Consider the following 26,646-nt stretch of genomic DNA (forward strand, 5'->3'; position numbering starts at 1 on the left):
AGGCGAATACGCCGCGCTGGCGGAGTAGCAACACGGTATAATGTCGGCCTAAAGGATTCCAGCCCTACCAAGATCAGTGCCATCATTACCTTTAACCCTGCAGCCCCGCTGCAACAACCACCATCCCACCATGTTGATACTACCGGGTTCCAATGCCCTGTCCGTATTTCGCAGCCAACGCCTCCTGAGCCAATTGCAAGCTGTCGCCCCGGCGATTACGGCGGTCCAGGCGCGTTTTTATCACTTTATCGATACCAGCGCCGCGCTGTCAGCCGAGGACACGTCGCGCCTGGACGCGATGCTGACCTACGGCGAGCCGGCCGCGGCAAGTCCGCGCGAGGGCGTGACCGAAGAATTCTTCGTCATCCCGCGCCTGGGCACCATTTCGCCATGGGCATCGAAAGCGACCGATATCGCGCACAACTGCGGCATGGCGCATGTGCACCGGATCGAGCGGGGGATTGCCTTTTCGGTCAGCCTGAAAACCGGCCTGCTCGGTTCGAGCATCGGCGCGGCCAAGAAGCTCTCCGATCTTGAGACCGAGGCCGTCGCGGCGCTGTTGCACGACCGCATGACCGAAAGCGTGCTGCGCAACGCCGACCAGGCATCAAGCCTGTTCCGCGAACTCGAAGCGCGCCCGCTGGAATCGATCGACGTTCTGACGGCCGGCAAGCAGGCGCTGGAAAAGGCCAACACCGAACTTGGCCTGGCCATGTCGGACGACGAAATCGACTACCTGTTCGACGCCTTCACCAAGGCCGGGCGCAACCCGACCGACGTCGAACTGATGATGTTCGCGCAGGCCAACAGTGAACACTGCCGCCACAAGATCTTCAACGCCGACTGGATTGTCGACGGCGTCTCGCAGCCGAAAACCCTGTTCCAGATGATCAAGAACACCCACGAGTTGCAGCCGAAGGGGACCATCGTCGCCTACAGCGACAACTCGTCGATCATGGAAGGGGCGACCGTGATGCGCTTCTATCCGCGCGGCGCCGGGCACGAATACGCCCCGTCGACGGAACTGACGCACACCCTGATGAAGGTCGAAACGCACAATCACCCGACCGCGATTTCGCCATTCCCCGGCGCCTCCACCGGCGCCGGCGGCGAGATCCGCGACGAAGGCGCGACCGGGCGCGGCGCCAAGCCGAAGGCCGGCCTGACCGGCTTTACGGTCTCGAACCTGATGATCCCGGACGCCGTGCGTCCATGGGAAAACGCGGCCAACGTCACCCAGCCGGCCGGCCAGCGCGCCGGGGCGGCGGTCTACGGCAAGCCTGACCGCATCGCTTCGCCGTTGCAGATCATGATCGAAGGCCCGCTCGGCGGCGCCGCGTTCAGCAACGAATTCGGACGCCCTGTGTTGGGCGGCTACTTCCGTACCTACGAACAGAATGTGGGCGTGCTTTCCGCCGGCCTGCCTGACGCGGTGTTCGGCTACCACAAGCCGATCATGATCGCCGGCGGCATCGGCAATATCTCGGGCCAGCACACGCACAAGAACGACATCCCGGTCGGCAGCCTGCTGATTCAACTGGGCGGTCCGGGCATGCGCATCGGGATGGGCGGCAGCGCCGCGTCGTCGATGGCCACCGGCACCAACACCGCCGACCTGGACTTCGACTCGGTCCAGCGCGGCAACCCCGAAATGGAACGGCGTGCGCAGGAAGTCATCAACGCGTGCTGGCAGATGGGCGAAGACAATCCGATCATCTCGATCCACGACGTGGGCGCGGGCGGCTTGTCGAACGCCTTCCCGGAAATCACCAACGACGCCAAGCGCGGCGCGATTTTCGACCTGCGCAAGGTGCCGCTGGAAGAAAGCGGCATGGCGCCGAAAGAAATCTGGTCCAATGAATCGCAGGAACGCTACGTGCTGGCCATTGCGCCGGAAAGCCTGCCGCTGTTCGCCGCCATGTGCGAGCGCGAGCGTTGCCTGTTCGCCGCCGTCGGCGTGGCCACCGAAGAACGCCAGTTGAAACTCATCGATCCGGAACTGGGCAACTCGCCGGTCGACATGCCGATGGACGTCTTGCTCGGCAAGCCGCCCAAGATGCTGCGCAACGTCACCCACGTGCGTAATGAATTTCCGGCGCTCGACCTGACCGGGCTCGATCTGCTTGATGTGGCCAAACGCGTGCTGCTGCTGCCGGCGGTGGCTGACAAGTCGTTCCTGATCACGATTGGCGACCGCACGGTTGGCGGCACTACGGTGCGCGACCAGATGGTCGGCCCGTGGCAGGTGCCGGTGGCCGATTGCGCCGTCACCGCCATGAGCTTCGAAGGCAACCTTGGCGAAGCGATGGCGATGGGCGAACGCACCCCGCTGGCGGTGATTAACGCCGCCGCGTCGGGCCGCATGGCGGTCGGGGAAGCGGTGACCAACATCGCCGCCGCGCCGATCCGCGACATCTCCGACATCAAACTGTCGGCCAACTGGATGGCCGCCTGCGGCCAGCCAGGGCAGGATGCCGCACTGTTCGACACCGTCAAAGCGGTCGGCATGGAACTGTGCCCGGCGCTGGGCATCAGTATCCCGGTCGGCAAGGATTCGCTGTCGATGCGCACCACCTGGAAGGATGACGGCGACTCGAAAGCTGTCACCTCGCCCGTATCCCTGATCGTGTCCTCGTTCGCGCCGGTCTACGACGTGCGCCGTTCGCTCACGCCGCAGATCAAGCTGGACGCGGGCGACACCGCGCTGATTTTGATCGACCTTGGGCGCGGCAAGAACCGCCTTGGCGCGTCGGCCCTGTCGCTGGTGATCCAGCAGCTCGGCAACGAGACGCCGGATGTGGACAGCGCCGACGACCTGAAAGGCTTCTTCGCCGCGATCCAGCAGTTGAACGCCGACGGCAAGCTGCTGGCCTACCACGACCGCTCCGACGGCGGCCTGTTTGCGACCTTGTGCGAAATGGCTTTCGCGGGCCGCAGCGGCCTGTCGGTCAACCTCGATATCCTCACCTTGGAAGCCGGCCATGGCGCCGACTGGGGCGACGCCAAGAACTGGGCGGGCCAGGTGGCCGAACGGCGCAACGAGCAGACCCTGAGCGCCTTGTTCAATGAAGAACTGGGCGCCGTGATCCAGGTGCGCGCCGATGAAAAGACGCTCGTCATGAACGTCCTGCGCGAGCACAACCTGGGCGCGTGCAGCCATATCATCGGCAAGCCGAACGAGCGTGGCGTGATCGAATTCACGCGCGACGCCAAGGTGATTTATACCGAAGCGCGCAGCGCGCTGCACCGCGTCTGGAGCGACACCAGCTGGCGCATCGCGCGCCTGCGCGACAACCCGGCCTGCGCCGATGCCGAATACGACCGCCTGCTGGACGAAACCGATCCCGGCATCACGCCGAAGCTGACGTTCGACCCGAGCGAGAACGTCGCCGCGCCGTTCGTGGCCACGGGCGTGCGTCCGCGCGTGGCGATCCTGCGCGAGCAGGGCGTCAACTCGCATATCGAAACCGCGTGGGTGATGCACCAGGCCGGGTTTGCGGCGGTGGACGTGCACATGAGCGACCTGATTGCCGGGCGTGCAAAGCTGGACGACTTCCAGGGCGTGATCGCCGTGGGTGGTTTTTCGTACGGCGACGTGCTCGGTGCGGGCGAGGGCTGGGCCAAGACCATCCTGTTCAACGCCCAGTTGGCCGAGCAGTTCGCGCGCTTCTTCAGCCGTGGCGACACGTTTGGCCTTGGCGTGTGCAACGGTTGCCAGATGATGAGCAACCTGAAATCGATCATTCCGGGCGCGCATGCCTGGCCGAAGTTCACGCGCAATAAGTCGGAGCAGTTCGAGGCGCGTTTTGCGATGGTCGAAGTGCTCGATTCGCCGTCGATCTTCTTTGGCGGCATGGCCGGCACGCAAACGGCGATCGCGATCGCGCACGGCGAGGGTTTTGCCGACTTCTCGCAGACGGGCGATATCGACGCGGTGCTCAAGGCGATGCGCTTTGTCGACAACCGCGGCGCGGCCACCGAAGCGTATCCGTTCAACCCGAACGGCTCGCCGCAGGGCTTGACGGCGGTGACCACGGCGGACGGACGCTTTTCCGTCATGATGCCGCACGCGGAGCGCGTGTTCCGGTCGGTGCAGCAGTCGTATCATCCGGAATCGTGGGGCGAGGATTCGCCGTGGATGCGCATGTTCCGCAATGCGCGCAAGTGGGTGGGGTAAGCGAGAGAAGCTGTCCAGGCACTGACGGATCCGGGCGCCGTTAGCGTCGTCGGCCCGACCACTGGCAGGACCGTCGTCCCCGCGCAGGCGGGGATCCATAGCACGTATGCGTTACGGTGCCATGGTTCCCCGCCTTCGCGGGGACGGCGGCTTTTAAGTCAACGAAAAAAATGCCATCGCCATGAAAATCACTATTGAAGACATCGACAGCGCTTCCATGCGCCCGATTGGCCATTCCCAACTCCCTAGTTATGTTGTCCGCTTCCGCAGCGTGCCGTTCAGTGGCGTAGCACGGCTGGTGCCGGCGTACGACGAGCCCACGGATTGCCTGGGCCTCGACATCGGCGTGGAAATCACCCAGGGCTCGGTCACGGATTTCCGTGTCATCGGTTTGCCCGCCATCGTTGGCGCCGATGCGCTCGATACTCCGGGATCGTTCAAGGTCTGCGGCATTCTGGAAAGCCAGTCGCCTCCGTCCGATACCGGCGAAAGCCGCTATGCGTTCATCGCTGTCGGTGAAGCCAGTTTTTGCCTCTCCGAACAAGAAATGGGCGGCATGTGGCCCGAGCCGGAGAGTATCGTCTCCTTCGTCGCACACGACGTCACGCTGTGGGACGAGGCACTGTAAAGCCTACTTCGCCGTTCAATGGTTCGGGCCACGCCGAACCATCCGCGATGCGCATCCCGCTATAGTCAGGTCTTCACCCAACAGAGGACCATCATGACCATCGCCTGCTTCATCCGTTACGAAATCGACCCCTTCCAGCGCGACGCCTTCCGCGAGTACGCCGAGAACTGGGGCCGCATCATCCCGCGCTGCGGGGGAAACCTGATCGGCTACTTCCTGCCGCTCGAAGGCACCAATTACGAAGCCTGGGGCCTGGTCGGTTTCGACAGCCTGGCCGCGTACGAAGCCTATCGCGCACGCCTGCGCCTTGACCCCGAAAGCCGCGCCAATTTCGCCCTGGCGCAAGAGAAGCGCTTCATCCTGCGCGAAGAGCGCACGTTTACCGAGGTGGTGGAGGGCGCTTTCCAACGAGCTGCCCAATGATCGCCGTGATCTTCGAAGTCGTTCCCCATGATGCCGAGCGCCAGGCCTACCTGGACGCCGCAGCGGCCCTCAAGCCGCAGCTGGAGCGCATGGATGGCTTCGTGTCGATCGAGCGCTTCCAGAGCCTCGCAACGCCCGGCAAGATCCTGTCGCTGTCGTTCTGGCGCGATGAAGACGCCGTGCGCGCCTGGCGCAACCACCCCATGCACCGTGAAACCCAGGAGCAGGGCCGTGCCTTCATCTTCGCCGACTACCGCTTGCGGGTGGCCGCCGTGATGCGCGACTACGGCATGGAAGAACGCGCCGAAGCGCCCGCCGACTCGCGCGCCCTGCACGGCTAGTGGCACCGGCGCCAGACGTAAAAAAAGCGCACCAGATGATGCGCTTTTTTTCAAAGAAGCAGACCAATGATTACTTGATCGACGCTTTCTTCATCAGCTCTTCGCGGAACGCTTGCAGCTTGCGCTGTTGCAGCTGTTCGGCGATTTGCTGTTTGACTTCTTCCATCGGCGGAATCTTGGCCGTACGGGTGTCTTCCAGCTTGATGATGTGGTAGCCGAACTGCGACTTGACCGGGGTGTCGGTGATGGCGCCTTTTTGCAGTGCAACCATGGCCTTCGAGAACTCAGGCACGTAACCAGCCGGGCTGGCCCAGTCCAGATCGCCGCCGTTGGCAGCCGAACCGTCTTTCGACGAGGCCTTGGCCAGGTCTTCGAACTTGCTGCCGGATTTCAGCTTGACGATGAGGGCCTTGGCTTCTTCTTCGGTTGGCACCAGGATGTGCTTGGCGTGGTATTCCTTGTCGCCCATCGTGGCTTTGAACTTGTCGTACTCGGCCTTGATCTCGGGATCCTTGACCGGGTTCTTCTTGACGTAGTCAGCCAGCATCGCGTTGATGATGATGCTCTGGCGCGCGTTTTCAAGCGCCGACTTGACTTCAGGACGGATCCCGAAGCCTTGCTTGTCGGCTTCCTGGATCATGACTTCACGGCCGATCAGGTCGCGCTTGATGGCTTCGCGCAGTTGCGGGGAATCGGTTTGCTTGCCTTGGGCAACGACTTGCTTGACGACTTGGTCTACCTTGGCGGCAGGAATGCCTTTACCGTTGACGGTAGCAATATTTTGCGCGAACGCAGGTGCGGCGGTCAGCGCGATCAGGGCTAACAACAGGCGGGCAGGCTTCAACATCATTATCTTGGATCCTTTATCAATACAAAAGTAGGCGGCTGGACGGGATCATACCGCCAATCAGTCCAGCGAGCCACGGCGCACGCGTGCGCCGGGCATTCATGCGCCGTGCACCGGTCTTATTTGACCGACGCTTTCTTGACCATGTCTTCCTGGTAGGCTTGCAGCTTCTTCTGCTGCAGCGACTCGGCGATCTGCGGTTTGACTTCGTCGAACGACGGCAGTTTGGCCGCACGGGTTTCGTCAAGCTTGATGACGTGGAAGCCGGCAGGGGTTTGCACCGGGTTCTCGCTGACCTGGCCTTTTTGCAGGCTGACGAAGGCGTCGCTGAACGGTTTCGGGAACGACGATGGCAATGCCCAGTCGAGGTCGCCGCCATTGCTGGCGGTGCCGGTGTCCTTGGAGGTCTTGGCCAGGTCTTCGAACTTGGCGCCGCCCTTGAGCTTGGCGATGATGGCCTTGGCGTCGGCTTCGGTCTCGGCCAGGATGTGGCGGACATGGTATTCCTTGTCGCCGGCCTCTGCCTTGTAGCGGTCGTATTCGGCTTTGAGGTCGGCGTCGCTGACGGCGTTCTTGCTGACGAAGTCACGCACCAGGGCGTTGATGACGATGGTCTGGCGCGCGCTCTCGAGCTGCTGCTTGACGGTGGCGTCTTTCTCGAAACCCTTCTTGACGGCTTCCTGCATCATGACTTCGCGGGCGATCAGGTCTTTCTTGACCATCTCGCGCAGCTGCGGGGAATCCGGCTGCTGGCCTTGGGCGACAACTTGCTTGACGACTGCTTCGACGCGGGCCGAAGGAATGGGCTTGCCGTTGACAACAGCAACGTTCTGCGCGAAGGCAGGCACGGCGGCAACGGCGATCAGTGCTAACAGCAAGCGGGCTGGCTTAAAGGTCATTATTAATTCCTGTTCGGGGAAAGTTACTTGGACAAAGATTAGATTAGTTTTTTTACTTTACGTTCAATTGTCGGACAGATTTCTTAAAGCGCTCTGAAAGCGCACGGTTCACAGCTCGGACGGCGCCAGCGCGGTGATGGCCAGTGCGTGTATCTCATTGTGCATCATATCGTGCACGGAATCATACACGAGTCGATGTCGCATGACGAGCCTGAGCCCCTCGAAACGCTCTGAAACGATCTTCAAACGGAAGTGGCTGCCTCCCGAAGCGGCCCCGGCGTGGCCTGCATGCAAGGCCGATTCGTCGGTCAGTTCGAGCACGCTCGGCGCCAGTGCGGCGGTCAGTTGGGCGCGGATGCGCTCGGGACGGGTTGCCTGGTTCATGCCTGTTCCTCCGCTTCAATATATTTCGACAGCATCAGCGTCTGCACGATGATGAACACGAACAGCAGGCCGTTGATGCCGAACAGCTTGAAGCTGACCCAGCCGCTGGTATTGCCCTTGAAAATCACGAACGCGGCGACCAGGTTGATCACGCCCAGCGCAAAGAAGAACACCATCCACGCCAGCCCGACGTTTCGCCATACCGGCTCGGGCAGCTTGATCTGCGCTTCCATGGCCTGGCGCATCAGGTTCTTGCCGAAGCCGAACTGCATCACGCCCATGACCAGCGCGAAGATCCAGTAGATGATGGTCGGTTTCCACTTGATGAACACATCGTCGTGGAAGTAGATGGTCATGCTGCCGAACACCGTGATGATCAGGAAGGAGACCCACAGCATGGCGTCGATCTTGCGCCCGCGCAGCTTGAGGTAGACCAGTTGACAGGTGGTGGCGACGATCGCGACCACCGTGGCGATCATGATCGGCGCCTGGTCCGGCTTGATGCTCCCACCTGCGACGAGTCCGCCCAAGAATTTGGTGGCGATGGCGAACGAGGTCTGCTCATACATCTCGGCAACTTTAAAGACGCCGAAGAACAGCAGGATGGGGAAAAAGTCGAACAGAAATTTCATATTGTTATTCGTTGATCAGGTTGGGTCGAAGCGCAGCGACGCGGAATTGATGCAATAACGCAATCCGGTCGGCGGTGGGCCGTCCGGAAACACGTGGCCGAGATGCGCGTCACAGACCGCGCAAATAATCTCGGTGCGCAGCATACCATGCGTGCGGTCGGTTTTTTCGATCACATTGGCCGGATCGAGCGCCGTGAAGTAGCTGGGCCAGCCGCAGCCGGAATCGAACTTGGCGTCGGAGGCGAACAGCGGCGTCTCGCAGCACACGCAGGTGTAGATGCCGCGCTCGTGGTGGTCCCAGAATTTGCCGGTGAAGGCGCGTTCGGTGGCCGCGTGGCGCGTGACCTCGTATTCCATCGGCTCGAGCATGGCACGCCATTCGGTGTCGGTTTTGGTGACGCGTTTGCTATCGTTATCGGACATGGTGGACTCTTTCAGGGAAGTTCAGGACGAGCAGCTCACTGCCAGATGGCTCGCCCAGTCGGGCGGCAACACGGCGTACTGTTCGTTGTGGGGTTGTTCGTCGAATGGATGCTCCAGCACGGCCAGCAGCCGCGCCACTTCGGAGAAATCCTTGTTCTGCGCTTTTTCGATGGCCGCCTGGGCCAGGTAATTGCGCAATACATACTTTGGGTTGACCTTGTCCATTGCAAGCTTGCGTTCGCCGTCAATGCTGTTTTCCAGGCGCAGGCGGGCGCGGTAGCGCACCGCCCAGGCGTCGAAATCTTCGCGCGCGATGAACATGTCCCGCAGCTGCGCGTCGTGCTCCGGCGCGTCCAGGCGCAGGGCGCCGAGCCGGCGGAAGAACAAGGTAAAGTCGGCGTGATTGGCATGCATCAGGGTGAACATGGCATCGAACAGTTGCGCGTCGTCTTCTTGCACCGTTGTCAGGCCCAGCTTGGCGCGCAGCAGCTCGTCGATCTTGCTGGCGAATGCAGGCTGGTACACCTCCAGCGCATCCTGCGCTTCTTCCACGCTGCCGATCAGCGGCAGCAGCGCCTGCGCCAGCGCGTAGCAATTCCAGTGACCCACCTGCGGCTGGTTGGCGTAGGAATAACGCCCCTGCTGGTCGGTGTGGTTGCAGATGTGCTCGGAATCGAAGGCGTCCATGAAGCCGAACGGGCCGTAGTCGAGCGTGAGGCCGAGGATCGACATATTGTCGGTGTTCATCACGCCGTGCATGAAGCCGACGGCTTGCCAATGCGCAATCATGACCGCAGTGCGGCGCGTGACTTCTTCCAGCAGCGCCCGGTAGGGATTGGGCGCGCCGGCCAGTTCCGGGTAGAAAGTGGCGATGACGTAATCGGCCAGGATGCGCAGTTCCTCGGGCTTGTCGCGCGAGGACCAGTGCTCGAACGAGCCGAAGCGCACGAAGCTGGGCGCCATGCGCGTGACCACGGCGGCGCTTTCGACCGTTTCGCGCAGGATGCCCTGGTCGGAGCCGGTGACCATCAGCGCGCGCGTGGTGGGAATGCCCAGCGCGGCCATGGCTTCGGAGCACAGGAATTCGCGGATCGACGAACGCAGCACGGCGCGCCCGTCGCCCATGCGCGAGTACGGCGTTTTACCGGCGCCCTTGAGTTGCAGTTCCATCGGGCCGTGCGGACCGTCGAGCTGGCCGAGCAGGATGGCGCGGCCGTCGCCGAGCTGTCCGGCCCACACGCCGAACTGGTGGCCGGAATAGACGGCGGCGAGCGGCTTGGCGCGCGGCGGGACGTGGTTGCCGGTAAAGGTGGCCACAAAACCGTCCTGCGCCAGCAAGGCCGGGTCGAGGTTGACCAGGGCAGCGGCGCGCGCGCTGGCGGCCACGAAATAGGGCGCAGGCAGCGGCGTGGGCATCAGCCGGGTGTAGTAAGCGGGAGGCAATTCGGCAAACGAATTGTCCAGCGGCAAGTCATCGACGTTAATGGCAAATCCAGTCGCGGTAAGGGGTGAAAACAATAGCGGAATTCTACCGTACCGGCTGTTTTTTGGCCGCTGGCATACGCGCCTGCCCGATCATTCAGCATGGCGTGTGGCGTGTGGCTCGTTCTCGCAAGCCATTGAAGAAGCAGGAATGGCTTGCCGCGCCAATGCGCCGGCCATGCCTGGCTCGGCAATGTGCCGGACTCTTAGGCGCGACATGGCTAAACCGCGCCTTCCCGGCATAAGGCCCAGCCACGGCGCATCTGCTGCCGTCGACGATCAGGTATACGGGCGGACGATCCTGATCTTCGGGCTGCCAATGAAACGCCTCCAAAACGGCATGTTTGGTCGACGCAGGTCAAATCCGTACCGCGCGTCGATTCGGTCTCGCAAGAGCGCCGGGGCGATTTCACTGTCGACTCCAGCCGTGGCAATGTAGTATTTTCCTATGCACTTGGCATCTTCAAGCGGGAGCAGACCTTGCAGCCCGTCGCTTGGCCGCTGTGCTGGCTCGCTCTCTCTGTCGGCGGACACGCGTGTGAGATCAATGGCCCCTCGAAGCAGCAGATTCCTGAACAGATTCCATTCGTATATCAAGATGTTGTCAATCATATACGGACTGAAATGCGGGGATGTGTGGATCACTACGAAATGGGAGTTCGCGAGAATATGTTGCTCTGATAGCCGTAGTCCTTTTAGTCGCCCCAAGACTTGGTCAAGTACACCTCGTTCGGACAGCCGCTCCCTAAATCCCGCTATCTGAGAGACTCCATGACTCATCGCCCAGTTACGTCCTCTCCAATTCTTCATCTCATCATCGAGATTTGCCGTTCTCCCGTCACGCTTCCATTTAATTTGCAGAAAGAAGATCTGTTTTCGTCCAGGCTCGAAGAGTATGAGGTCGCAGTCAAAGTTACGTCCTGTGTCTTTCCTGCTTTGATCTACACCGCGCCTGATAATGTAGTCGGTAGACGGCACCCGCTCGCTCACGTACCTGAATATATGTTCTTCAAATTGGCAGCCCAGTCGCTCAGCCTCGGAGTCGGATATCACGGCGGCTTTGCAGCAGTTTATTGCATGACCAAGGGCAGTGGTTCCTAGCGTTAAACCTCCAGAGGACGTCCGGAAAATGCCTTTGTCAGATTCAAGCGCAGGACGGCGCTCGTTGAGTACATGCTCTATCAGCTGCAAGTCAAGCCCGAGCCGTTTTATCAGCATCGGCGTCGGGTAGAGCGCTTCCTGCTCAGCAAGACGAATGATATGCAGGGCGGCGATCCAGCGGCAGAACTTTTTCGCACGTCCGATATCATGCGCGACCTTCGGGTCCACTTGCATTAGTGAACTCAAAGAAAAGAAGGTATCCAGCAACCGGGCCTCAAGCATATCAAGTTGCTGCGTGGTGACTAATTCAATTACGCAAGATCGGCTCGCAGGGCAGCTTTGATGAAGCGCACGCATCATTGATAGTACATCCAATGTGAAGGCATTCTCGGTCTGTTCTTGCATGATCACACTGATGACCCGGTCATGCATGCATTCTTCCCCAAGAGGGGTGAGACCGAATTCAATCAGGGAGTGGAACGTTTGCACATTAAAATAGCCTAGGAGTGCCAGAAACGTGGCCTCATGAAAAGATCTTGCCTGGATGGCGCGCATTGTCTCCGCAGACCCTAGCGTATCGACAACTTTATCACCCCGATGCTTCCACAGCAGCTCAGAGTAATCGCGGATGTCTTCTTGCAGCAGCCGCACTTGAGTACCGAGCAATGCTATAGGTAACAAGGGAATATTTCTCGCATGGATAGACTTTACCGGCATGAAGATGCGGGTTGGGTTTTCAACTTGCGAAGGAATCGCTGCCGCCTCCCACAATGCCTTGGAGGCGGCGATGGCACGATACATCGGCGCAATGTGGGGTAATTCACGCTCAACGAGCAAACAGCTCTGCTCCGAGAATGGTCGACGCAGGAAATTGAGTAATTCTTGATGCGCCCATTTGGAGAGATGGGCGGGATCCATTTGAACGAGCATGTTTTCCTCATTGTTTTCAGGACGTTGAGTTACAACCTGGGACAAGTAATCTTACAGCGACCTCGCTACAGGCTGCGCTCCTGGTAGGAGCGGAGTAATGTGATCACAAACTTCTTCTCGTTTCCTCGTCTGACAGTGGTCTTGACGGACTGATGGAACGTAGGGCAGCAAAGGCAGACACTCCTTCCATTGCCAACTGGACCATCCGGTCTGGATGCACTGCACCATCGAAAATGATTGACTGTTTTAGCACGGTCGTACGAAACTGAGTCCACGGCTGCCATGGCGCAGCCGCAATGCGATGACAGGAGTATTGATGACGTCTTACCCGATGAGCCCACTGATGGGGCAAATGATGGACCAGCCATTGCTCATCTCCAGCATTATCGAATTCGCGGCAAGGCACTACGGCAACACAGAAATCGTTTCGCGCCGGGTTGAAGGCGATATCCACCGCTACACTTACAGCGACTGCCACCAGCGCGCGCGCCAGATGGCCAATGCGCTCACCAAGCTCGGCGTCAAGCTCGGCGACCGTGTCGCCACCCTGGCCTGGAACGGCTACCGCCACATGGAACTGTATTACGCGGTGTCCGGATCGGGCGCCGTGCTGCATACGATCAACCCGCGCCTGCACCCGGAACAGATCGCCTATATCGCCAATCACGCCGAAGACCAGTACCTGTTCTTCGATATCACCTTCCTGCCGCTGATCGAGGCCGTGGCCGCGCACTGCAAGACGGTCAAGGCGTTCATTCTGATGGCCGGGCGCGAGCACATGCCCGCCGAAACGAAAATTCCCCAGTTGCTGTGCTATGAAGACTTGATTTCGAGCAGCTCGGCCGATTACGCCTGGCCGCTGTTCGATGAAAACTCGGCCGCCTCGCTGTGCTACACCTCAGGCACCACCGGCAACCCCAAGGGCGCGCTGTACTCACACCGTTCGACCGTGCTGCACGCGTATGGTTCCGCGATGCCGAATGCGCTCAACGTGTCCTCGGCCGACACCGTGCTGCCGGTCGTGCCGATGTTCCACGTTAACGCCTGGGGCTTGCCGTATTCGGTGCTGCTGTCGGGCGCGAAGATGGTGTATCCGGGCGCGGCGCTGGATGGCAAGTCGCTGTACGACCTGTTCGAGGCGGAAAAGGTCACCTTCTCGGCCGGCGTGCCGACCGTGTGGCTGGGCCTGGTCAACTACGCGCTCCAGAATCAACTGCAGTTTTCCACGTTCCGCCGTACCGTGATCGGGGGCTCGGCCTGCCCGCCGGCGATGATGGATACCCTGATCGACAAGTTCAATGTCGAGGTCATCCACGCCTGGGGCATGACCGAAATGTCGCCGCTGGGAACGGCCGGCGGCTTGCAGACCAAGCACCTGGCCTTGCCAAAAGAGGCGCAGCGCAAGATCTTGCAGAAGCAGGGACACGCGATTTACGGTGTGGACATGAAAATCGTCGACGACGCGGGTACCGAATTGCCGTGGGATGGCAGTACTTACGGCCATTTGCTGGTCAAAGGGCCGTGGATCGTCAAGAGCTACTTCAAGAATGAGGGCGGCGACGTGCTCCAGGATGGCTGGTTTCCGACCGGCGACGTGGCCACCATCGATGCCGACGGCTACATGCAGATTACCGACCGCAGCAAGGATGTGATCAAGTCCGGCGGCGAGTGGATCGGCACGATCGACCTGGAAAATATCGCCATGTCGCATCCTGCCGTGCTGCAGGCGGCCTGCATCGGCATTGCGCATCCAAAATGGGATGAACGTCCGTTGTTATTGGTGGTCAAACGTCCGGGGATGGACGTGACGAAGGAGGAGATGCTGGCGTTTTTTGAAGGCAAGATCGCCAAATTCTGGATGCCGGACGATGTGGTGTTCATCGAGGCGCTGCCGATGGGCGCGACCGGCAAGATTCAGAAGAACAAGCTGCGCGATCAGTTCAAGGCGCATCAGTTGCCGGTGGTTTGAGTGGGACGCCTGGTTAAGAAATTGTTTCGTTATCCTCGGAGTATCGTTGACCACGAAACTCAAAACCGTCTTTCCCGCGCCAAGGCGGCCCTCGGCGGGAATCCATGCCGCCTTTGAACACAGGTGCTATGGATCCCCGCCTACGCGGGGACGACGGGCCTTAGCAAGCACAGCCGTACGACCAACGTTAAAGAAGAGGTTTTCAGCATCAGGATGGGCAGCACTCGCTGCAAGGGCATCAGACCCGCATAGACAATAGAGAAGGATGGAGACGCATGATCAAGACTATTCGCCCGTTGACACTGGCTGTTTCGTTTGCATTGCTGTCGGTGTCGGCCCACGCCGACACCGTGAAAATTGCCTACATCGACCCTCTATCGGGGCCCTTTGCGCCGGTCGGGCAGAACCAGCTCAAAAGCTTCCAGCTGATCGCCGACATGGCGACCCAGCAAAAATGGGCCGGCGAGCACAAGATCGAGGTGGTCGGCTTCGACAACAAGGCCAGCCCGCAGGAATCGCTCACCCTGCTCAAAACCGTCATCGACCAGGGTTACCGCTACATCACCCAGGGCTCCGGCTCCGGCGTGGGCCTGGCCCTGCTCGACGCGATCAACAAGCACAACGAGCGCAATCCCGGCAAGGAAGTCGTGTTCCTCAACTACGCCGCCATCGACCCGGACATGACCAACAGCAAGTGCAGCTTCTGGCACTTCCGCTTCGACGCCAATTCCGACATGAAAATGGAGGCGCTGACCACCTACATGGCGCCCAACAAGGACATCAAGAGCGTCTACATCATCGGCCAGAACTATGCCTTCGGCCAGGCCGTCAGCCGTTCGGCCAAGGAATACCTGAAGCGCAAGCGGCCGGACATCAAGATCGCCGGCGACGACCTGCACCCGATCGCCCAGGTCAAGGATTTTTCGCCCTACATCGCCAAGATCAAGGCTTCCGGCGCCGATACCGTCATCACCGGCAACTGGGGCGCCGACCTGGCCCTCTTGATCCGCGCCGCCAAGGATGCCGACCTCAAGGCCAATTTCTATACCTATTACGGCGTGACCACGGGCGTACCGACCGCCATGGGCGCGGCCGGCGCCGACCGCGTCAAGATCGTCGGCAACTGGATGGTCAACAACGACAAATTCGCCGGCAAAGAGATCGTCGAAGCGTTCAAGAAGAAGTACAACGACGATTACTACGCCGCCCAGACCCACAGCGCCATCGGCATGCTGTCCCAGGCGATCAAGGCCGCCAAGACCACCGACCCGGTCAAAGTGGCGTTCGCCATGGAAGGCGCCAAGTTCAACAGCGTCAACGGCGAAGTCATGATGAACAAGGTCGACCACCAGTTGCAGCAGCCGCTCTACATCGGCACCTGGACCAAGACCAACGGCAAGGACATCAAGTACGATCAGGAAAATACCGGCTACGGCTGGAGAATGGACAAGAAGATCGACGCCTACCTGGCGAACCAGCCGACTTCCTGCCAGATGAAGCGGCCGGGCGCATAACGCTGCCATGGCTGCGGGACATGCCGCCTGGCCACAAGCCGGCGCTGCTGTCCCGGTAAGACTGCAGGGTGGACGGGCCTGGCGCCGGGAGTTGCGGCGCGCGTGTCCACCACCTTCGCGTTTTCGACCACGGTGGAGCACGCACGTCCACCCAACCTGATCACACCTATGGAATTTACCCTGTTCACTCTGCTGAACGGGATCAGTTACGGACTGCTGCTGTTCATGCTCTCGTCCGGACTGACCCTCATCTTCAGCATGATGGGCGTGCTCAACTTTGCGCACGCCAGTTTCTACATGCTCGGCGCCTACATCGCCTACACCATCAGCAGCGTGCTCGGATTCTGGCCGGCGCTGGTCCTCGCGCCCGTCGCGGTCGGCCTGATCGGGGCGCTGGTCGAGCGCTACGGCCTGCGTCCGCTACACAAATTCGGCCACATCCCCGAACTGCTGTTCACCTTCGGCCTGTCCTTCCTGGTGGTAGAACTGGTCCAGCTGATCTGGGGCAGGGCGGCGGTGCCGTATCCGATCCCCAAGGAACTCGACGGTCCGCTGTTCACCCTGTTTTCGACCAGTTTTCCGATGTACCGCGGTTTCATGATGCTGGTCGCGCTATCGATGCTGGCCGGTATTTACCTGGTGCTCACGCGTACCCGGGTCGGACTGGTGATCCAGGCGGCGCTCAGCCATCCGGATGCGGTCGAGGCGCTCGGCCATAACGTGCCGCGCATCTTCATGTGGGTGTTCGGCGGCGGCTGCGCACTGGCCGGGCTGGCGGGCGTGATCGGCGGCAACGCCTTCGTGACTGAACCGGGCATGGCGGCCACGGTCGGCAGCATCATCTTCGTGGTGGTCGTGGTCGGCGGCATGGGTTCGCTCGCCGGCGCCTTTTATGCCTCGATCCTGATCGGCGTGCTGCAAACCTTCGCGGTGGCGCTCGACTATTCGCTGATGAGCGTGTTCAACGGCCTCGGCGCCAATATCACCATGGAAACGCCCGGCTACGAGGTGCTCAAACTCACCATCTCGCAAAGCGCGGCCATCCTGCCGTTCCTGCTGCTGGTGCTGATCCTGATTTTCCGCCCGAAAGGCTTGATGGGGACGCGCGAATGAGGCTCACTTACACTCCAATGAACCTGGCCCGCTACCTCGTGTGGGGCGGCTTTGCGCTGATCCTGCTGCTCGCTCCGCTCATTTTCAGCAAAGGCTCGGCGCTGTCGATCCTGTCGCAGATCGGCACGGTCATGATTTTCGGCCTGTCCTACAACATGCTGCTCGGGCAAGGCGGCATGCTGTCGTTCGGCCACGCCGTCTATTCCGGCCTGGGCGCCTTCTTTGCCATCCATGCCATGAACAGCAGCGGCCTCGGCGCGGCTGTGCCGACCTCGCTCATTCCGCTGGTGGGCGGCGTGGCCGGCATGGGCTTCGGCGTGCTGTTCGGCTACGTGACGACCAAAAAATCCGGCACCACGTTTGCCATGATCACGCTCGGCCTGGTCGAACTGGTGTTTGCCTGCTCGCTGATGTTCCCTGGCTTTTTTGGCGGCGAAGGCGGCATCACCACCAACCGCGTGCGCGGCCAGGCCTTCATGGGCGTCACCTACGGGCCGCAGGTGCAGGTGTATTACCTGATCGCCGTCTGGCTGTTCATCAGTACCGTTGCCATGTTCGCCTTCACGCAAACGCCGCTCGGGCGTATGGCCAATGCCGTGCGCGACAATCCGGAACGGGTCGAATTCATCGGCTACGACACGCAGTCGGTGCGCTACCTGACCCTGATCCTGTCCGCCTTCTTCGCCGGCATTTCGGGCGGGCTGTCGGCGATCAACTTCGAGATCGTCAGCGCCGAGAACGTCAGCGCGATCCGCTCGGGCAGCATCTTGCTGTTCGTGTTCATCGGCGGGATTGGCTTCTTCTTCGGTCCCTTGCTCGGCACCATCGTCGGGGTGTTCTTTTCGGTGATGCTGTCGGACTTCACGCCGGCCTGGCAGCTGTATCTGGGCCTGTTCTTCATCTTGCTGGTGCGCTATGCGCCGGCGGGGCTGTCGAGCCTGATTTTGCTGCTGCTGCGGGTGGCCGGAGCGCGCAAGTTCGGGCGCATCGGCAAGCCCTTGCTGGCGGTCAGCGCCTGCGCGCTGGTCGGACTGGTGGGCTTGGTGATGGGCATCGAGATGTTGTATCACCTGACCCTGGACGCCGCCAACGGCAGCGTCATGACCCGTTTCGGGCATGAAATCGACACCAAATCGGCCGCGCCGTGGCTGGTGGCCGGCGCGTTCCTGCTGGCGGGCATTGTTGGCTACCGGCGCTTCCAGCCGGGATATTACGCAGTCTGGAGTGATGTGAATGCAGAAATCGTGGCCCAACAGCGCGGAGGTGTCGCATGACGACCGCCGCACTTGAATTGAAAGATGTGCGCAAGAGTTTTGGCCGTTCCGAAATCATCCGGGGCGCCAGCCTGACCGTGCACAAAGGCGAGCGCTGCGCCGTGATCGGGCCGAACGGGGCGGGTAAATCGACCCTGTTCAACCTGGTGTCGGGGCGCTTCAATATTACCTCGGGCGATATTTGCCTCAATGGGAACAGTATCAGCGGCTTGCGGCCGTTTGAAATCAACCGCCTGGGATTATCGCGCAGCTTCCAGATCAGTAATCTGTTCGACAAGCTGTCGGTATACGAAAACCTGCGCTGCGCGGTACTGTGGTCGCTCGGTTACAAATACGCGTTCTGGCAGCGTTTGAACGGCTTGCGCGACGCCCACGAGCGCGCCGAAGAAGTATTGGAGCAGATCGGCATGCAGCGCCAGCGCAAGGTGCTGGCCGGGGTGCTGACCTATGCCGAACAGCGCGCACTGGAAATCGGCATCACCATTGCCGGTGGGGCCGATGTGATTTTGCTCGACGAGCCCACCGCCGGCATGAGCCGGTCCGAGTCGGATGCGGCGGTCGAATTGATCCGCAAGGTCACGGTGGGCAAATCGCTGGTAATGGTGGAGCACGATATGAGCGTGGTATTCGGGCTGGCCGATAAAATCGCGGTGCTGGTGTATGGCGAGGTCATCGCCTGCGATACGCCGGCCAATATCCGCTCGAATGCGGCGGTGCAGGCGGCCTACCTGGGCAACGACGCCAGCGAGGAAGCCGCATGAGCGCCATTCTGGAGATTAAAGACCTGCACGCGTTTTATGGCAAGGGACATATCCTGCACGGGGTCGATCTGCAGATCGGCAAGGGCGAGATTGTATCTCTGCTGGGGCGCAATGGGGTGGGGCGTTCGACCCTGGTCAAGGCGGTGATGGGGCAGGTGAATGCGACCGGTTCGGTGCTGTTCAAGGGCGAGGAAGTGCTGGGCTTGAAGGCGTTCCAGATCGCGCATAAGGGGTTGGCGTATGTACCGGAGAATCGCGATATTTTTCCCACCTTGACGGTGGAGCAGAATCTGATCCTGGGGCAGAAAAAGACCGGGGTGGCGGGGCGCTGGTCGCTCGACGACATGTACAAGATGTTTCCGCGCTTGCTGGAACGGCGTACCGTGGCGGCCGGGTTTTTATCGGGCGGGGAACAGCAGATGCTGACCCTGTGCAGGAGTCTGATGGGCGACCCGGACCTGATCATGATCGATGAGCCGACCGAGGGCCTGGCGCCGAAGATCGTGGCGCTGGTGGCGGAGTATTTATTGGCGCTGAAAGAGAAGGGGATTTCGGTGCTGCTGGTGGAGCAGAAACTGGCTATTGCGCTGGAGATTTCGCAGCGGGTATATGTGATGGGGCATGGGGCGATTGTGTTCGAGGGCACGCCGCAGGAGTTGAAGGCGGATGCGGCGGTACGCAAGGAGTGGTTGGAGGTGTAGGCAATTGGATGGCGGATCTAGCGTGCTATGGGTTCCCGCGCAGGCGGGAATCCATAGCACGCCCCCATCATCGGGATCGTCACATCTTACCCGTCATCCGTATCACAAAAAATAATACGACCGTTCTATTATGATGTATAGTCGAAGACTGCAAAACCCACTAACAAAGGAAGAGACATGAGCGCCGAATACCTGGTCAATGGCAGCGTTGCCGTCATCACACTGAACAATCCACCGGTCAATGGACTGGGTCTTGAGACGCGTACCGCCGCGGTCGCCGGCATCCGCCGCGCGCTTGCGGACGACGCCGTCAAGGCGATCGTCATCACCGGCGCCGGCAAGGCGTTTTCCGGGGGCGCCGATATCAAGGAATTCAATTCGCCCAAGGCCCTCACCGAACCCTCCCTGCATTCCCTGATCCAGGTCGCCGAAAGCTCGACCAAGCCGGTCATCGCCGCGATCCACACGGTCTGCATGGGCGGCGGCCTTGAACTGGCCCTTGGCTGCAACTACCGCGTCGCCATGCCGGGCGCACAAATCGCATTGCCCGAAGTCAAGCTGGGCCTCTTGCCAGGCGCCGGTGGCACCCAGCGCCTGCCGCGCGTGGTCGGTCTGGAAATGGCCCTGAACATGATCGTCTCCGGCACCCCGGTGCTGTCGGAAAAATTCGCCGGTACCGCGCTGTTCGACGAAGTCTTCGCCTCCGACGCCAACCTGATCGAGGCCGCCGTGGCCTTTGCCAACAAAGTGGCCGACGTGCGTCCGCTGCCGCGCGTGCGCGACCGCAAGGTGAACTACCCGAATCACGAAGCCTTCCTGCAATTTTCGCGCAATACCGTCAAGGCCATGTCGGGCGCCTTCCCGGCGCCGCTGGAATGCGTCGAAACCGTGGCCGCGTCGGTCACCAAGAAGTTTGAAGACGGCATCAAGTTCGAACGCGAACGCTTCCTGCACCTGATCCAGACGCCGGAATCGAAGTCCTTGCGCCACGCTTTCTTCGCCGAGCGCCTCGCCAGCAAGATTCCCGATGTGCCGGCCGACACGCCGACGCGCGAGATCAAGCAGGCCGCCATCATCGGCGCCGGCACCATGGGCGGCGGCATCGCGATGAATTTTGTGAACGCCGGCATTCCGGTCATCCTGCTCGAAACCAGGCAGGAAGCGCTCGACAAAGGCATCGCCACGATCCGCAAGAACTACGAAAACACGATGAAGAAGGGCAAGCTGACGCAAGAGAAGTTCGAACAGCGCGTCGGCCTCATCAGCGGCACCCTGAACTATGCCGACATCGCCCAGGCCGACATTGTCGTCGAGGCCGTGTTCGAAGACATGGGCGTGAAGGAATCGGTCTTCAAGCAGCTCGACGCGGTCATGAAGCCGGGCGCGATCCTGGCGTCGAACACCTCGACCCTGGACGTGAACAAGATCGCCGACTTCACCAGCCGCCCGCAAGACGTGGTCGGCACCCACTTCTTCAGCCCTGCCAACGTGATGAAGCTGCTCGAAATCGTGCGCGGCGCCAAGACCGGCAAGGACGTGCTGGCCACCACCCTGGCGCTGTCGAAGAAGCTGCGCAAGACCGGCGTGGTCTCGGGCGTGTGCGACGGCTTCATCGGCAACCGCATGATCGAACAGTACAGCCGCCAGGCCGGTTTCTTGCTGGAAGAAGGCTGCTTGCCGGAACAGGTCGATAAAGCGGTCGAGAAATTCGGCTTTGCCATGGGTCCGTTCCGCATGGGCGACCTGGCCGGCAACGATATCGGCTGGTATATCCGCAAGCGCCGCTATGTCGAGTCGCCGGAGATCACGTATTCCAAAACCGCCGACCTGTTGTGCGAAATGGGCCGCTACGGCCAGAAAACCAGTGCCGGCTGGTACGACTACAAGGCGGGCGACCGCAAGGCGTATGCATCACAGGATGTGAACGACATGATCGTCAAGCACTCGGCCGATATCGGCGTCGAGCGCCGCAAGATCAGCGATGAAGAAATCGTCGAGCGCCTGGTGTACTCGCTGGTGAACGAAGGCGCGCTGATCCTGGAAGAGGGCATTGCCATGCGCGCATCGGATATCGACATGGTCTACCTGACCGGTTACGGTTTTCCAGTGTTCCGCGGCGGCCCGATGTTCTACGCCGACACGGTCGGTCTGGCGAATGTGCTCATGGCGATGGAGAAATACGCCAAGGGCCGCCATGGCGACGCCTGGAAACCGGCGCCGCTGATGGTGCGTCTGGCCGCCGAAGGCAAGGGCTTCAACAGCTGATTGGTTGTCATCCCTGTGAAAAAGGCAGCCCTGGTCTTCCGGCGCTGCCTTTTTTATTGGCCTTATTCGTCCGCGCTCCAATACAATGAAGGCAATGAAGGCGCGTTTTTCTTGGCAAGCTTTCTGACTATTCTCTTGACTTGCGCAAAGCCGTACCGATCCATTCTGACTTGAGTCGCCCCCATGATCACGCCGCCGTCGTCGTCAATATAGATGATGTCGGAATCCGGAACGGTGATGGTGACTCTGACGCCCAAATCCAAAAATGGCCCCGGCTTGGCCTTTTTGATCAATTTCAGTATTTCCAGATATTTTCTATCCTGAACGCTGAGTTCCCCGACATATGCGCAAGAACGAGGGAAATTCGATATTTTCATCCCAGTCGATGTTGCGACATCAAACGGGACATGACAAAACACGGCAGTACGCTTGTCCACCGGCAGATTGTCGTCTTTGATTCCGCAAGATGTGAAACAAAAACAAATCAGAACCGCAGAAATCAATGTCGTCATTTTGTTCATACATTGCCCATGATGGCTCCCGAGTTGACTCATCATCCGATTGTGCTTCGCACAGCATGGCTGGTCAATCCCTTTGCCGTAATCCGGGACGATACAAATACTTGCGTTTCTTCAGATCGTCCATTATATTGGACTTATGGATACATTAGAAGACGGCATGAGTACCGCGCTGGCCCACAGGGTCCGCCTGGAGCGCGACGCGCGCGGCTGGTCGCTGGCGGAGCTGGCAAGCAAGTCCGGCGTGGCCAAGGCCACCATCAGCAAGATCGAGCGCGGGGAAACCAGCCCGACGGCAGTGATTCTGGTGCGGCTTGCCAACGCCTTCGGCCTGACCCTGGCCGGCCTGTTGCTGCGCGCCGAGGGCCATGACGATGCCAGCCGCCTCATCCGGGAGGCGCAGCAAGCGGTGTGGCGCGATCCGGATAGCGCTTACCTGCGCAGGCAAATTTTTGCGCGCCCCGACCACCCGGTCGAAATCGTTCAGATCGACATGCCGCCCGGCCAGCGCGTCGTACTGCCGGCCTCGTCGTACGCAAATATCCGCCAGGCGATCTGGGTCCAGGCGGGGCCGTTGAGCGTGCTCGAAGGCGGAGAGCAGCATCTGCTGGAAAGCGGCGACTGCCTTGGCTTCGGGCCCCCATCCGAGGTGACAATCGCCAACAACGGGATGGACACCTGCCGTTACCTGGTCGTTCTTTCAAGGAGCTGAGCGCATGAGCAAGATCCACATCCATCCGCTGGCCGCCACCCCGGCCCTGATCGAGACGCTGGCCGGACTGCTGTCCGAGGTCGTTGCGCAGGGCGGCTCGGTCGGCTTCATGCACCCGCTGGCCGACCCGGAAGCCCGGTCCTTCTGGGAACGCGCGCTGCAAGCGGCAGCGGATGGCCAGCGCATCGTGTTCGGCGCCTTCGACGATGATCAACTGGTGGCGACGGTGAGCCTGCTGCTCGACTGCCCGCCCAACCAGCCGCACCGCGCCGAGATCGCCAAGATGATGACTGTGCCGCGCTGCCGTGGACGCGGCATCGCGGCGGCCCTGCTGCGGACGGCCGAAGCCGCTGCGATGGAGCGCGGCAAGACCCTGCTGGTGCTCGACACCGCCAGCGAGGGCGGCGCGGCCGGGCTCTACGAAAAACACGGCTTTACCCTGACCGGGGAAATCCCCGACTTCGCACTCAAGCCCCATGGAGGACTGACGGGAACGTTGTTGTACTGGAAGAGGATTGGAATGCAGCACGCCTGACAACATCTCGCGGGCTTCGGGTCGAGAGCTGCCGACGTGGTCTGCCCAAATTCTCCTTCGAGTACAATCGGCAGAGATCGGCCACAAGCATCAGTCCTACGAATTGAATCCGCAGCCAGAAACCGACGGTCGAGTAGGGGCTCCAATCAAATTGTGAATAGCGCTGCGACCCCTGAAATGACGACGAATGCTGCCCAAAACCACCTTGTGAGCAACATCTATGAAGACCGACTTTTCAACGATCGACACGTTGATTCTTGAAGCGCTCGCGAAACGCCCATTGTATCTGCGTGAAATATTGGCAGTGGTTGCTGTCCGTGATGAAGCGCTGCGCCTCAATCGACGTCGGGCCGGGGCATCGCCAGCTGAGAGCGCCGACATGACGTTAAATGAGCGGTTGCAAGCATTGCGGCGAAGCGGCAGAGTTACCTATGACCCAGCGACGAGCCGCTGGGAGGGCCGCTAAAGTGCATCAGGCCTCCCTTTCGCTTGCCTGCTCGTTTATCTGTTTTGCGGTCCTCAAGCTGCGCACGGCACCGCCACGGCATTGATGGGAAACAGGCGGTCGTAGGCGATGTTGAAAAGGAATCCGTAGACCAGGTAGAAGGTCACGATCGCCAGATCCATCAAGAAAGCTGCCCACAGGCCAATTCCCAGGTACCAGGCGATCATCGGGATCAGCATGATCACCAGTCCCGCCTCGAACAGGAAGGTGTGGGCGACCCGGATGGCCATGGTTTTATGCACGCTGCCGCGCAGGCGCAGCAGGGCGCGGTCGAATCCCATGTTGAATACAAAATTCCAGAGCGTGGCAATGGTCGCCGAGGCAACGCCGATCACGCCCATGTGCGCAATCGGCTGGTCGAACACGAGTGCCGATCCGGGAATGAAGATGGCCAGGGCCACGGCCTCGAAGAGAAGCGCGTGTCTGACGCGATCGCGGAATGTGCGCATGTAAATCCTTTGTTTGTCGTTACGGACGTCGTCCGACTACCCGGTTGACGTTTCGGCAGCATGATCGCATACTCGATAAATGCACACATAGAGGTAAAATCGCGCCATCATGCTCCAAATATGAAACACATGAACTGGGATGACCTTCGTTTGTTGTCGTTGATCGCACAGGAAGGCACCTTGCGGGGCGCCGCCCGGAAAGCCGGGCTCAGCCCGGCTACGCTATCGCGCCGGCTTGACGCCCTGGAAGAAGCGGTCGGGCAAAAGCTCGTTGAACGTTTCCAGGGCGGTTGCATTCCGACCGCCTTTGGCGCCGATGTTTTCGCTTTAGCCGACCAGATGGGCGAGATCGCACTGGAAGTCGAGCGCACGCGCGATCGCCAGGACGCCCATGCCGCTTCCGGCGTGGTGCGGATCAATACCGACGAGTGGCTATCGTATTTCTTGACGACCCGGTTCGCGCCATTTCATGAGGCCTATCCCAACATCGAAGTGGAAATCGTCACCTCCCACCGGCCCTACAATCTGGCGCGACGCGAAGCCGATATTGCAATTCGCCCTTACCGGCCCGAACAGCTCGATCTCGTCACCCGGCATATGGGGACCTTGTCGTTCGGGCTGTATTGCAGCCGCGATGTGGCGACGCGCCATGCGGCTGCCTTTGCGAGCCAGCAATGGGCGAGCATGCCATTCGTCGGTTTCGACGAGCCGCGCGCGGAGTTCCAGTCCGACCGCTGGCTGCGCGCACTGCCCGGCGGTCCGGTGCCCTGGATGCGATGCAGTTACGGGCTGGGCATTCTCGATGGCGTGGCCCATGGCGCGGGACTGGGCGTGCTTGCCACTTTTCTCGCCAATGACCAGCACGATCTGGTGGCCGCAATTGCGCATATTCCCGAGCTGGACCAGGATATCTGGCTATCGATGCACGGCGGTTTGCGCACCAGCGCGCGGGTCAGGGCGGTCGTCGATTTCATGGGTCAGGTATTCAGCCAATACCGCGAAACGGGCCGTTGATGCCTGAGGCCTGCATCGGCCGCTGCGGGCGATGCTCAAAAGCGTGTTTAACGGCTATTCCTGGCCGCTATCTACCCATGCATCTGTCTCTCGGTACCGGCCAAGTGCAAGCGATGTAAACGCATCTCCGCCGAAGCCAGATCGAATACCCAGCGAGCGAAGGGCGACGTTGATGGCGTCGTGCGCTACGATCGCCGAACCGATTTTTCCGCCCGCTTCAACCAGGACGGACGCCTGGACGCCCGCTCCGCCGAACATCTCCGCCTCGATGTAAGCGAGGTCGCCGCCTGCGCTCAATTGACGACATAGTTCTTGTATTGATGGGGGAAATTCAACATCCCCGTCGTCGGTCAACGGCAAGAACGGAATTGCGTACTGTTCCCGGGCGGTTGATCCAAGTGGAATCATCTGCACATCGTCATTGAGCTGCACTACCACCAACCCCGCAGGAAGTTCAGCCGGATAAACGCCCCGCAGTGCCACAATGGATTGAATCGAGTAGCTCAGTTTTTCCCTACCTTCCGTATCCTCCGATAAAGCGGCCTTGTCAGACGTTCTTATGCCGGAATCGTGTAAACATAAAAGAAGTCATCATCACGCTCCCAGCCTTTCGCCTCATACAGTGCTTGCGCATTCGCGTTGGTGCTCGCGGTTGACAGCGCAAGACGGATTGACCCCACCGTCTTCGCAAAGTCAACGGAAGCGGAAATGAGACGGGATCCCACACCCTTGCGGCGCCCCGATTCGCTGACAAACAAGTCGTTCAGGATAAAAATCCGCCCGAGAGAAACACTCGAAAAGCTCGGATACAACTGCGCAAAGCCGACTGGCTCGGATCCCTCGTGCGCAATGAACACGACCGACTCGCCGTGATTAAAACGGTCCGACAAAAACTGCTTCGCAGCAGTCACGTCGCTGTCGCGTTGGTAAAACTGGCGGTAGCCATCGAATAAAATTGACAATGCGTCGAGGTCGGCAAGTACGGCCTGGCGAATCTGAATCATGCTCATGCGGTTATCATCCATGCAAGGTGTTTGAAAGCAGCTAAT

General features: G+C 60.4%; 26 protein-coding genes. 15 read left to right on the forward strand and 11 right to left on the reverse strand.

All coding sequences use genetic code 11. The features are described from left to right. Positions 1-130 precede the first annotated feature (130 nt). From purL to F1609_RS26920, 4 genes are all read left to right on the forward strand, one after another. Positions 131-4,177 carry a phosphoribosylformylglycinamidine synthase gene (gene purL / locus F1609_RS26905; RefSeq protein WP_167079819.1) on the forward strand — a complete coding sequence of 1,349 codons (4,047 nt, stop codon included), beginning with the start codon at positions 131-133 and terminating at the stop codon, positions 4,175-4,177. Positions 4,178-4,358: 181 nt separating this feature from the next. After that, complete coding sequence (locus F1609_RS26910) at positions 4,359-4,805, forward strand: hypothetical protein (protein WP_167079821.1); 447 nt, start codon at positions 4,359-4,361, stop codon at positions 4,803-4,805. A gap of 93 nt (positions 4,806-4,898) precedes the next feature. Beyond that, positions 4,899-5,228 carry an NIPSNAP family protein gene (locus F1609_RS26915; RefSeq protein ID WP_167079823.1) on the forward strand — a complete coding sequence of 110 codons (330 nt, stop codon included), beginning with the start codon at positions 4,899-4,901 and terminating at the stop codon, positions 5,226-5,228. Next, positions 5,225-5,569 (forward strand): antibiotic biosynthesis monooxygenase family protein, encoded by a 345-nt coding sequence (locus F1609_RS26920; protein WP_167079825.1) that lies wholly within the window; start codon positions 5,225-5,227, stop codon positions 5,567-5,569. Before F1609_RS26915 ends, F1609_RS26920 begins: the two co-directional genes overlap by 4 nt. A gap of 70 nt (positions 5,570-5,639) precedes the next feature. Here F1609_RS26920 and F1609_RS26925 read toward each other — a convergent pair whose 3' ends face one another. The 7 genes from F1609_RS26925 to F1609_RS26955 all read right to left on the reverse strand — a co-directional run bounded on the left by F1609_RS26925 (position 5,640) and on the right by F1609_RS26955 (position 12,267). Beyond that, positions 5,640-6,419, reverse strand: coding sequence for a peptidylprolyl isomerase (locus F1609_RS26925; protein ID WP_167079828.1), 780 nt, complete (start codon positions 6,417-6,419; stop codon positions 5,640-5,642). Between the two features lie 116 nt (positions 6,420-6,535). Then, positions 6,536-7,315: a peptidylprolyl isomerase gene (locus F1609_RS26930; RefSeq protein ID WP_167079830.1), complete on the reverse strand. Its 780-nt coding sequence runs from the start codon at positions 7,313-7,315 to the stop codon at positions 6,536-6,538. A gap of 108 nt (positions 7,316-7,423) precedes the next feature. After that, positions 7,424-7,699, reverse strand: coding sequence for a BolA family protein (locus F1609_RS26935; protein ID WP_167079832.1), 276 nt, complete (start codon positions 7,697-7,699; stop codon positions 7,424-7,426). Continuing rightward, complete coding sequence (locus tag F1609_RS26940) at positions 7,696-8,331, reverse strand: septation protein A (protein ID WP_167079834.1); 636 nt, start codon at positions 8,329-8,331, stop codon at positions 7,696-7,698. The genes F1609_RS26935 and F1609_RS26940 overlap by 4 nt, the downstream gene beginning before the upstream one ends. 15 nt (positions 8,332-8,346) lie before the next feature. After that, positions 8,347-8,754 carry a peptide-methionine (R)-S-oxide reductase MsrB gene (msrB, locus tag F1609_RS26945; protein ID WP_167079836.1) on the reverse strand — a complete coding sequence of 136 codons (408 nt, stop codon included), beginning with the start codon at positions 8,752-8,754 and terminating at the stop codon, positions 8,347-8,349. A gap of 21 nt (positions 8,755-8,775) precedes the next feature. After that, entirely contained in the window at positions 8,776-10,272 is a 1,497-nt protein-coding gene (locus F1609_RS26950) for a protein adenylyltransferase SelO (RefSeq protein ID WP_167079839.1), read from the reverse strand. 243 nt (positions 10,273-10,515) lie between these two features. Continuing rightward, a complete protein-coding gene (locus F1609_RS26955) occupies positions 10,516-12,267 on the reverse strand; it encodes a hypothetical protein (protein ID WP_167079841.1) in 1,752 nt (583 codons plus the stop codon). Positions 12,268-12,583: 316 nt separating this feature from the next. Here F1609_RS26955 and F1609_RS26960 point away from each other — a divergent pair, with 316 nt between their 5' ends. The 7 genes from F1609_RS26960 (at position 12,584) to F1609_RS26990 (ending at position 21,864) form a co-directional block, all read left to right on the forward strand. Beyond that, positions 12,584-14,236, forward strand: a complete 1,653-nt coding sequence (locus F1609_RS26960; RefSeq protein WP_167079844.1) for a 3-(methylthio)propionyl-CoA ligase — start codon at positions 12,584-12,586, stop codon at positions 14,234-14,236. A gap of 275 nt (positions 14,237-14,511) precedes the next feature. Next, entirely contained in the window at positions 14,512-15,750 is a 1,239-nt protein-coding gene (locus F1609_RS26965; protein WP_167079846.1) for a branched-chain amino acid ABC transporter substrate-binding protein, read from the forward strand. Positions 15,751-15,918: 168 nt separating this feature from the next. Next, positions 15,919-16,863: a branched-chain amino acid ABC transporter permease gene (locus F1609_RS26970; protein WP_167079953.1), complete on the forward strand. Its 945-nt coding sequence runs from the start codon at positions 15,919-15,921 to the stop codon at positions 16,861-16,863. Then, the gene (locus F1609_RS26975) at positions 16,860-18,137 is read left to right on the forward strand and encodes a branched-chain amino acid ABC transporter permease (RefSeq protein ID WP_167079848.1); all 1,278 of its coding nucleotides are present in this window, start codon (positions 16,860-16,862) and stop codon (positions 18,135-18,137) included. The genes F1609_RS26970 and F1609_RS26975 overlap by 4 nt, the downstream gene beginning before the upstream one ends. Next, positions 18,134-18,898 (forward strand): ABC transporter ATP-binding protein, encoded by a 765-nt coding sequence (locus tag F1609_RS26980; protein WP_167079850.1) that lies wholly within the window; start codon positions 18,134-18,136, stop codon positions 18,896-18,898. The genes F1609_RS26975 and F1609_RS26980 overlap by 4 nt, the downstream gene beginning before the upstream one ends. Next, positions 18,895-19,599, forward strand: a complete 705-nt coding sequence (locus F1609_RS26985; RefSeq protein ID WP_167079852.1) for an ABC transporter ATP-binding protein — start codon at positions 18,895-18,897, stop codon at positions 19,597-19,599. The genes F1609_RS26980 and F1609_RS26985 overlap by 4 nt, the downstream gene beginning before the upstream one ends. Before the next feature lie 177 nt (positions 19,600-19,776). Next, on the forward strand, positions 19,777-21,864 hold the full coding sequence (locus tag F1609_RS26990) for a 3-hydroxyacyl-CoA dehydrogenase NAD-binding domain-containing protein (RefSeq protein ID WP_167079854.1): 2,088 nt from the start codon (positions 19,777-19,779) through the stop codon (positions 21,862-21,864). A 62-nt stretch (positions 21,865-21,926) separates the two neighbouring features. Here F1609_RS26990 and F1609_RS26995 read toward each other — a convergent pair whose 3' ends face one another. Further along, a complete protein-coding gene (locus F1609_RS26995) occupies positions 21,927-22,385 on the reverse strand; it encodes a hypothetical protein (protein WP_167079856.1) in 459 nt (152 codons plus the stop codon). Between the two features lie 136 nt (positions 22,386-22,521). Between F1609_RS26995 and F1609_RS27000 the strand changes: the two genes are divergently transcribed. From F1609_RS27000 to F1609_RS27010, 3 genes are all read left to right on the forward strand, one after another. Continuing rightward, positions 22,522-23,094 carry a helix-turn-helix domain-containing protein gene (locus tag F1609_RS27000; RefSeq protein ID WP_167079858.1) on the forward strand — a complete coding sequence of 191 codons (573 nt, stop codon included), beginning with the start codon at positions 22,522-22,524 and terminating at the stop codon, positions 23,092-23,094. Between the two features lie 4 nt (positions 23,095-23,098). Continuing rightward, positions 23,099-23,629, forward strand: coding sequence for a GNAT family N-acetyltransferase (locus F1609_RS27005; protein ID WP_167079860.1), 531 nt, complete (start codon positions 23,099-23,101; stop codon positions 23,627-23,629). Positions 23,630-23,849: 220 nt separating this feature from the next. Beyond that, positions 23,850-24,095, forward strand: a complete 246-nt coding sequence (locus F1609_RS27010; RefSeq protein WP_167079861.1) for a hypothetical protein — start codon at positions 23,850-23,852, stop codon at positions 24,093-24,095. A 53-nt stretch (positions 24,096-24,148) separates the two neighbouring features. Here the strand turns inward: F1609_RS27010 and F1609_RS27015 are convergent, their stop codons facing one another. Further along, the gene (locus F1609_RS27015; protein WP_187363149.1) at positions 24,149-24,583 is read right to left on the reverse strand and encodes a PACE efflux transporter; all 435 of its coding nucleotides are present in this window, start codon (positions 24,581-24,583) and stop codon (positions 24,149-24,151) included. 120 nt (positions 24,584-24,703) lie between these two features. Between F1609_RS27015 and F1609_RS27020 the strand changes: the two genes are divergently transcribed. Next, the gene (locus F1609_RS27020) at positions 24,704-25,597 is read left to right on the forward strand and encodes a LysR family transcriptional regulator (protein ID WP_167079863.1); all 894 of its coding nucleotides are present in this window, start codon (positions 24,704-24,706) and stop codon (positions 25,595-25,597) included. A 54-nt stretch (positions 25,598-25,651) separates the two neighbouring features. Here the strand turns inward: F1609_RS27020 and F1609_RS27025 are convergent, their stop codons facing one another. Continuing rightward, positions 25,652-26,029, reverse strand: coding sequence for a hypothetical protein (locus F1609_RS27025; RefSeq protein ID WP_167079864.1), 378 nt, complete (start codon positions 26,027-26,029; stop codon positions 25,652-25,654). 125 nt (positions 26,030-26,154) lie between these two features. After that, positions 26,155-26,607 carry a GNAT family N-acetyltransferase gene (locus F1609_RS27030; RefSeq protein WP_167079866.1) on the reverse strand — a complete coding sequence of 151 codons (453 nt, stop codon included), beginning with the start codon at positions 26,605-26,607 and terminating at the stop codon, positions 26,155-26,157. Positions 26,608-26,646: the final 39 nt, after the last annotated feature.

It is taken from the genome of Massilia aquatica (genome assembly GCF_011682045.1).
Lineage (GTDB): Bacteria > Pseudomonadota > Gammaproteobacteria > Burkholderiales > Burkholderiaceae_D > Telluria_A > Telluria_A aquatica.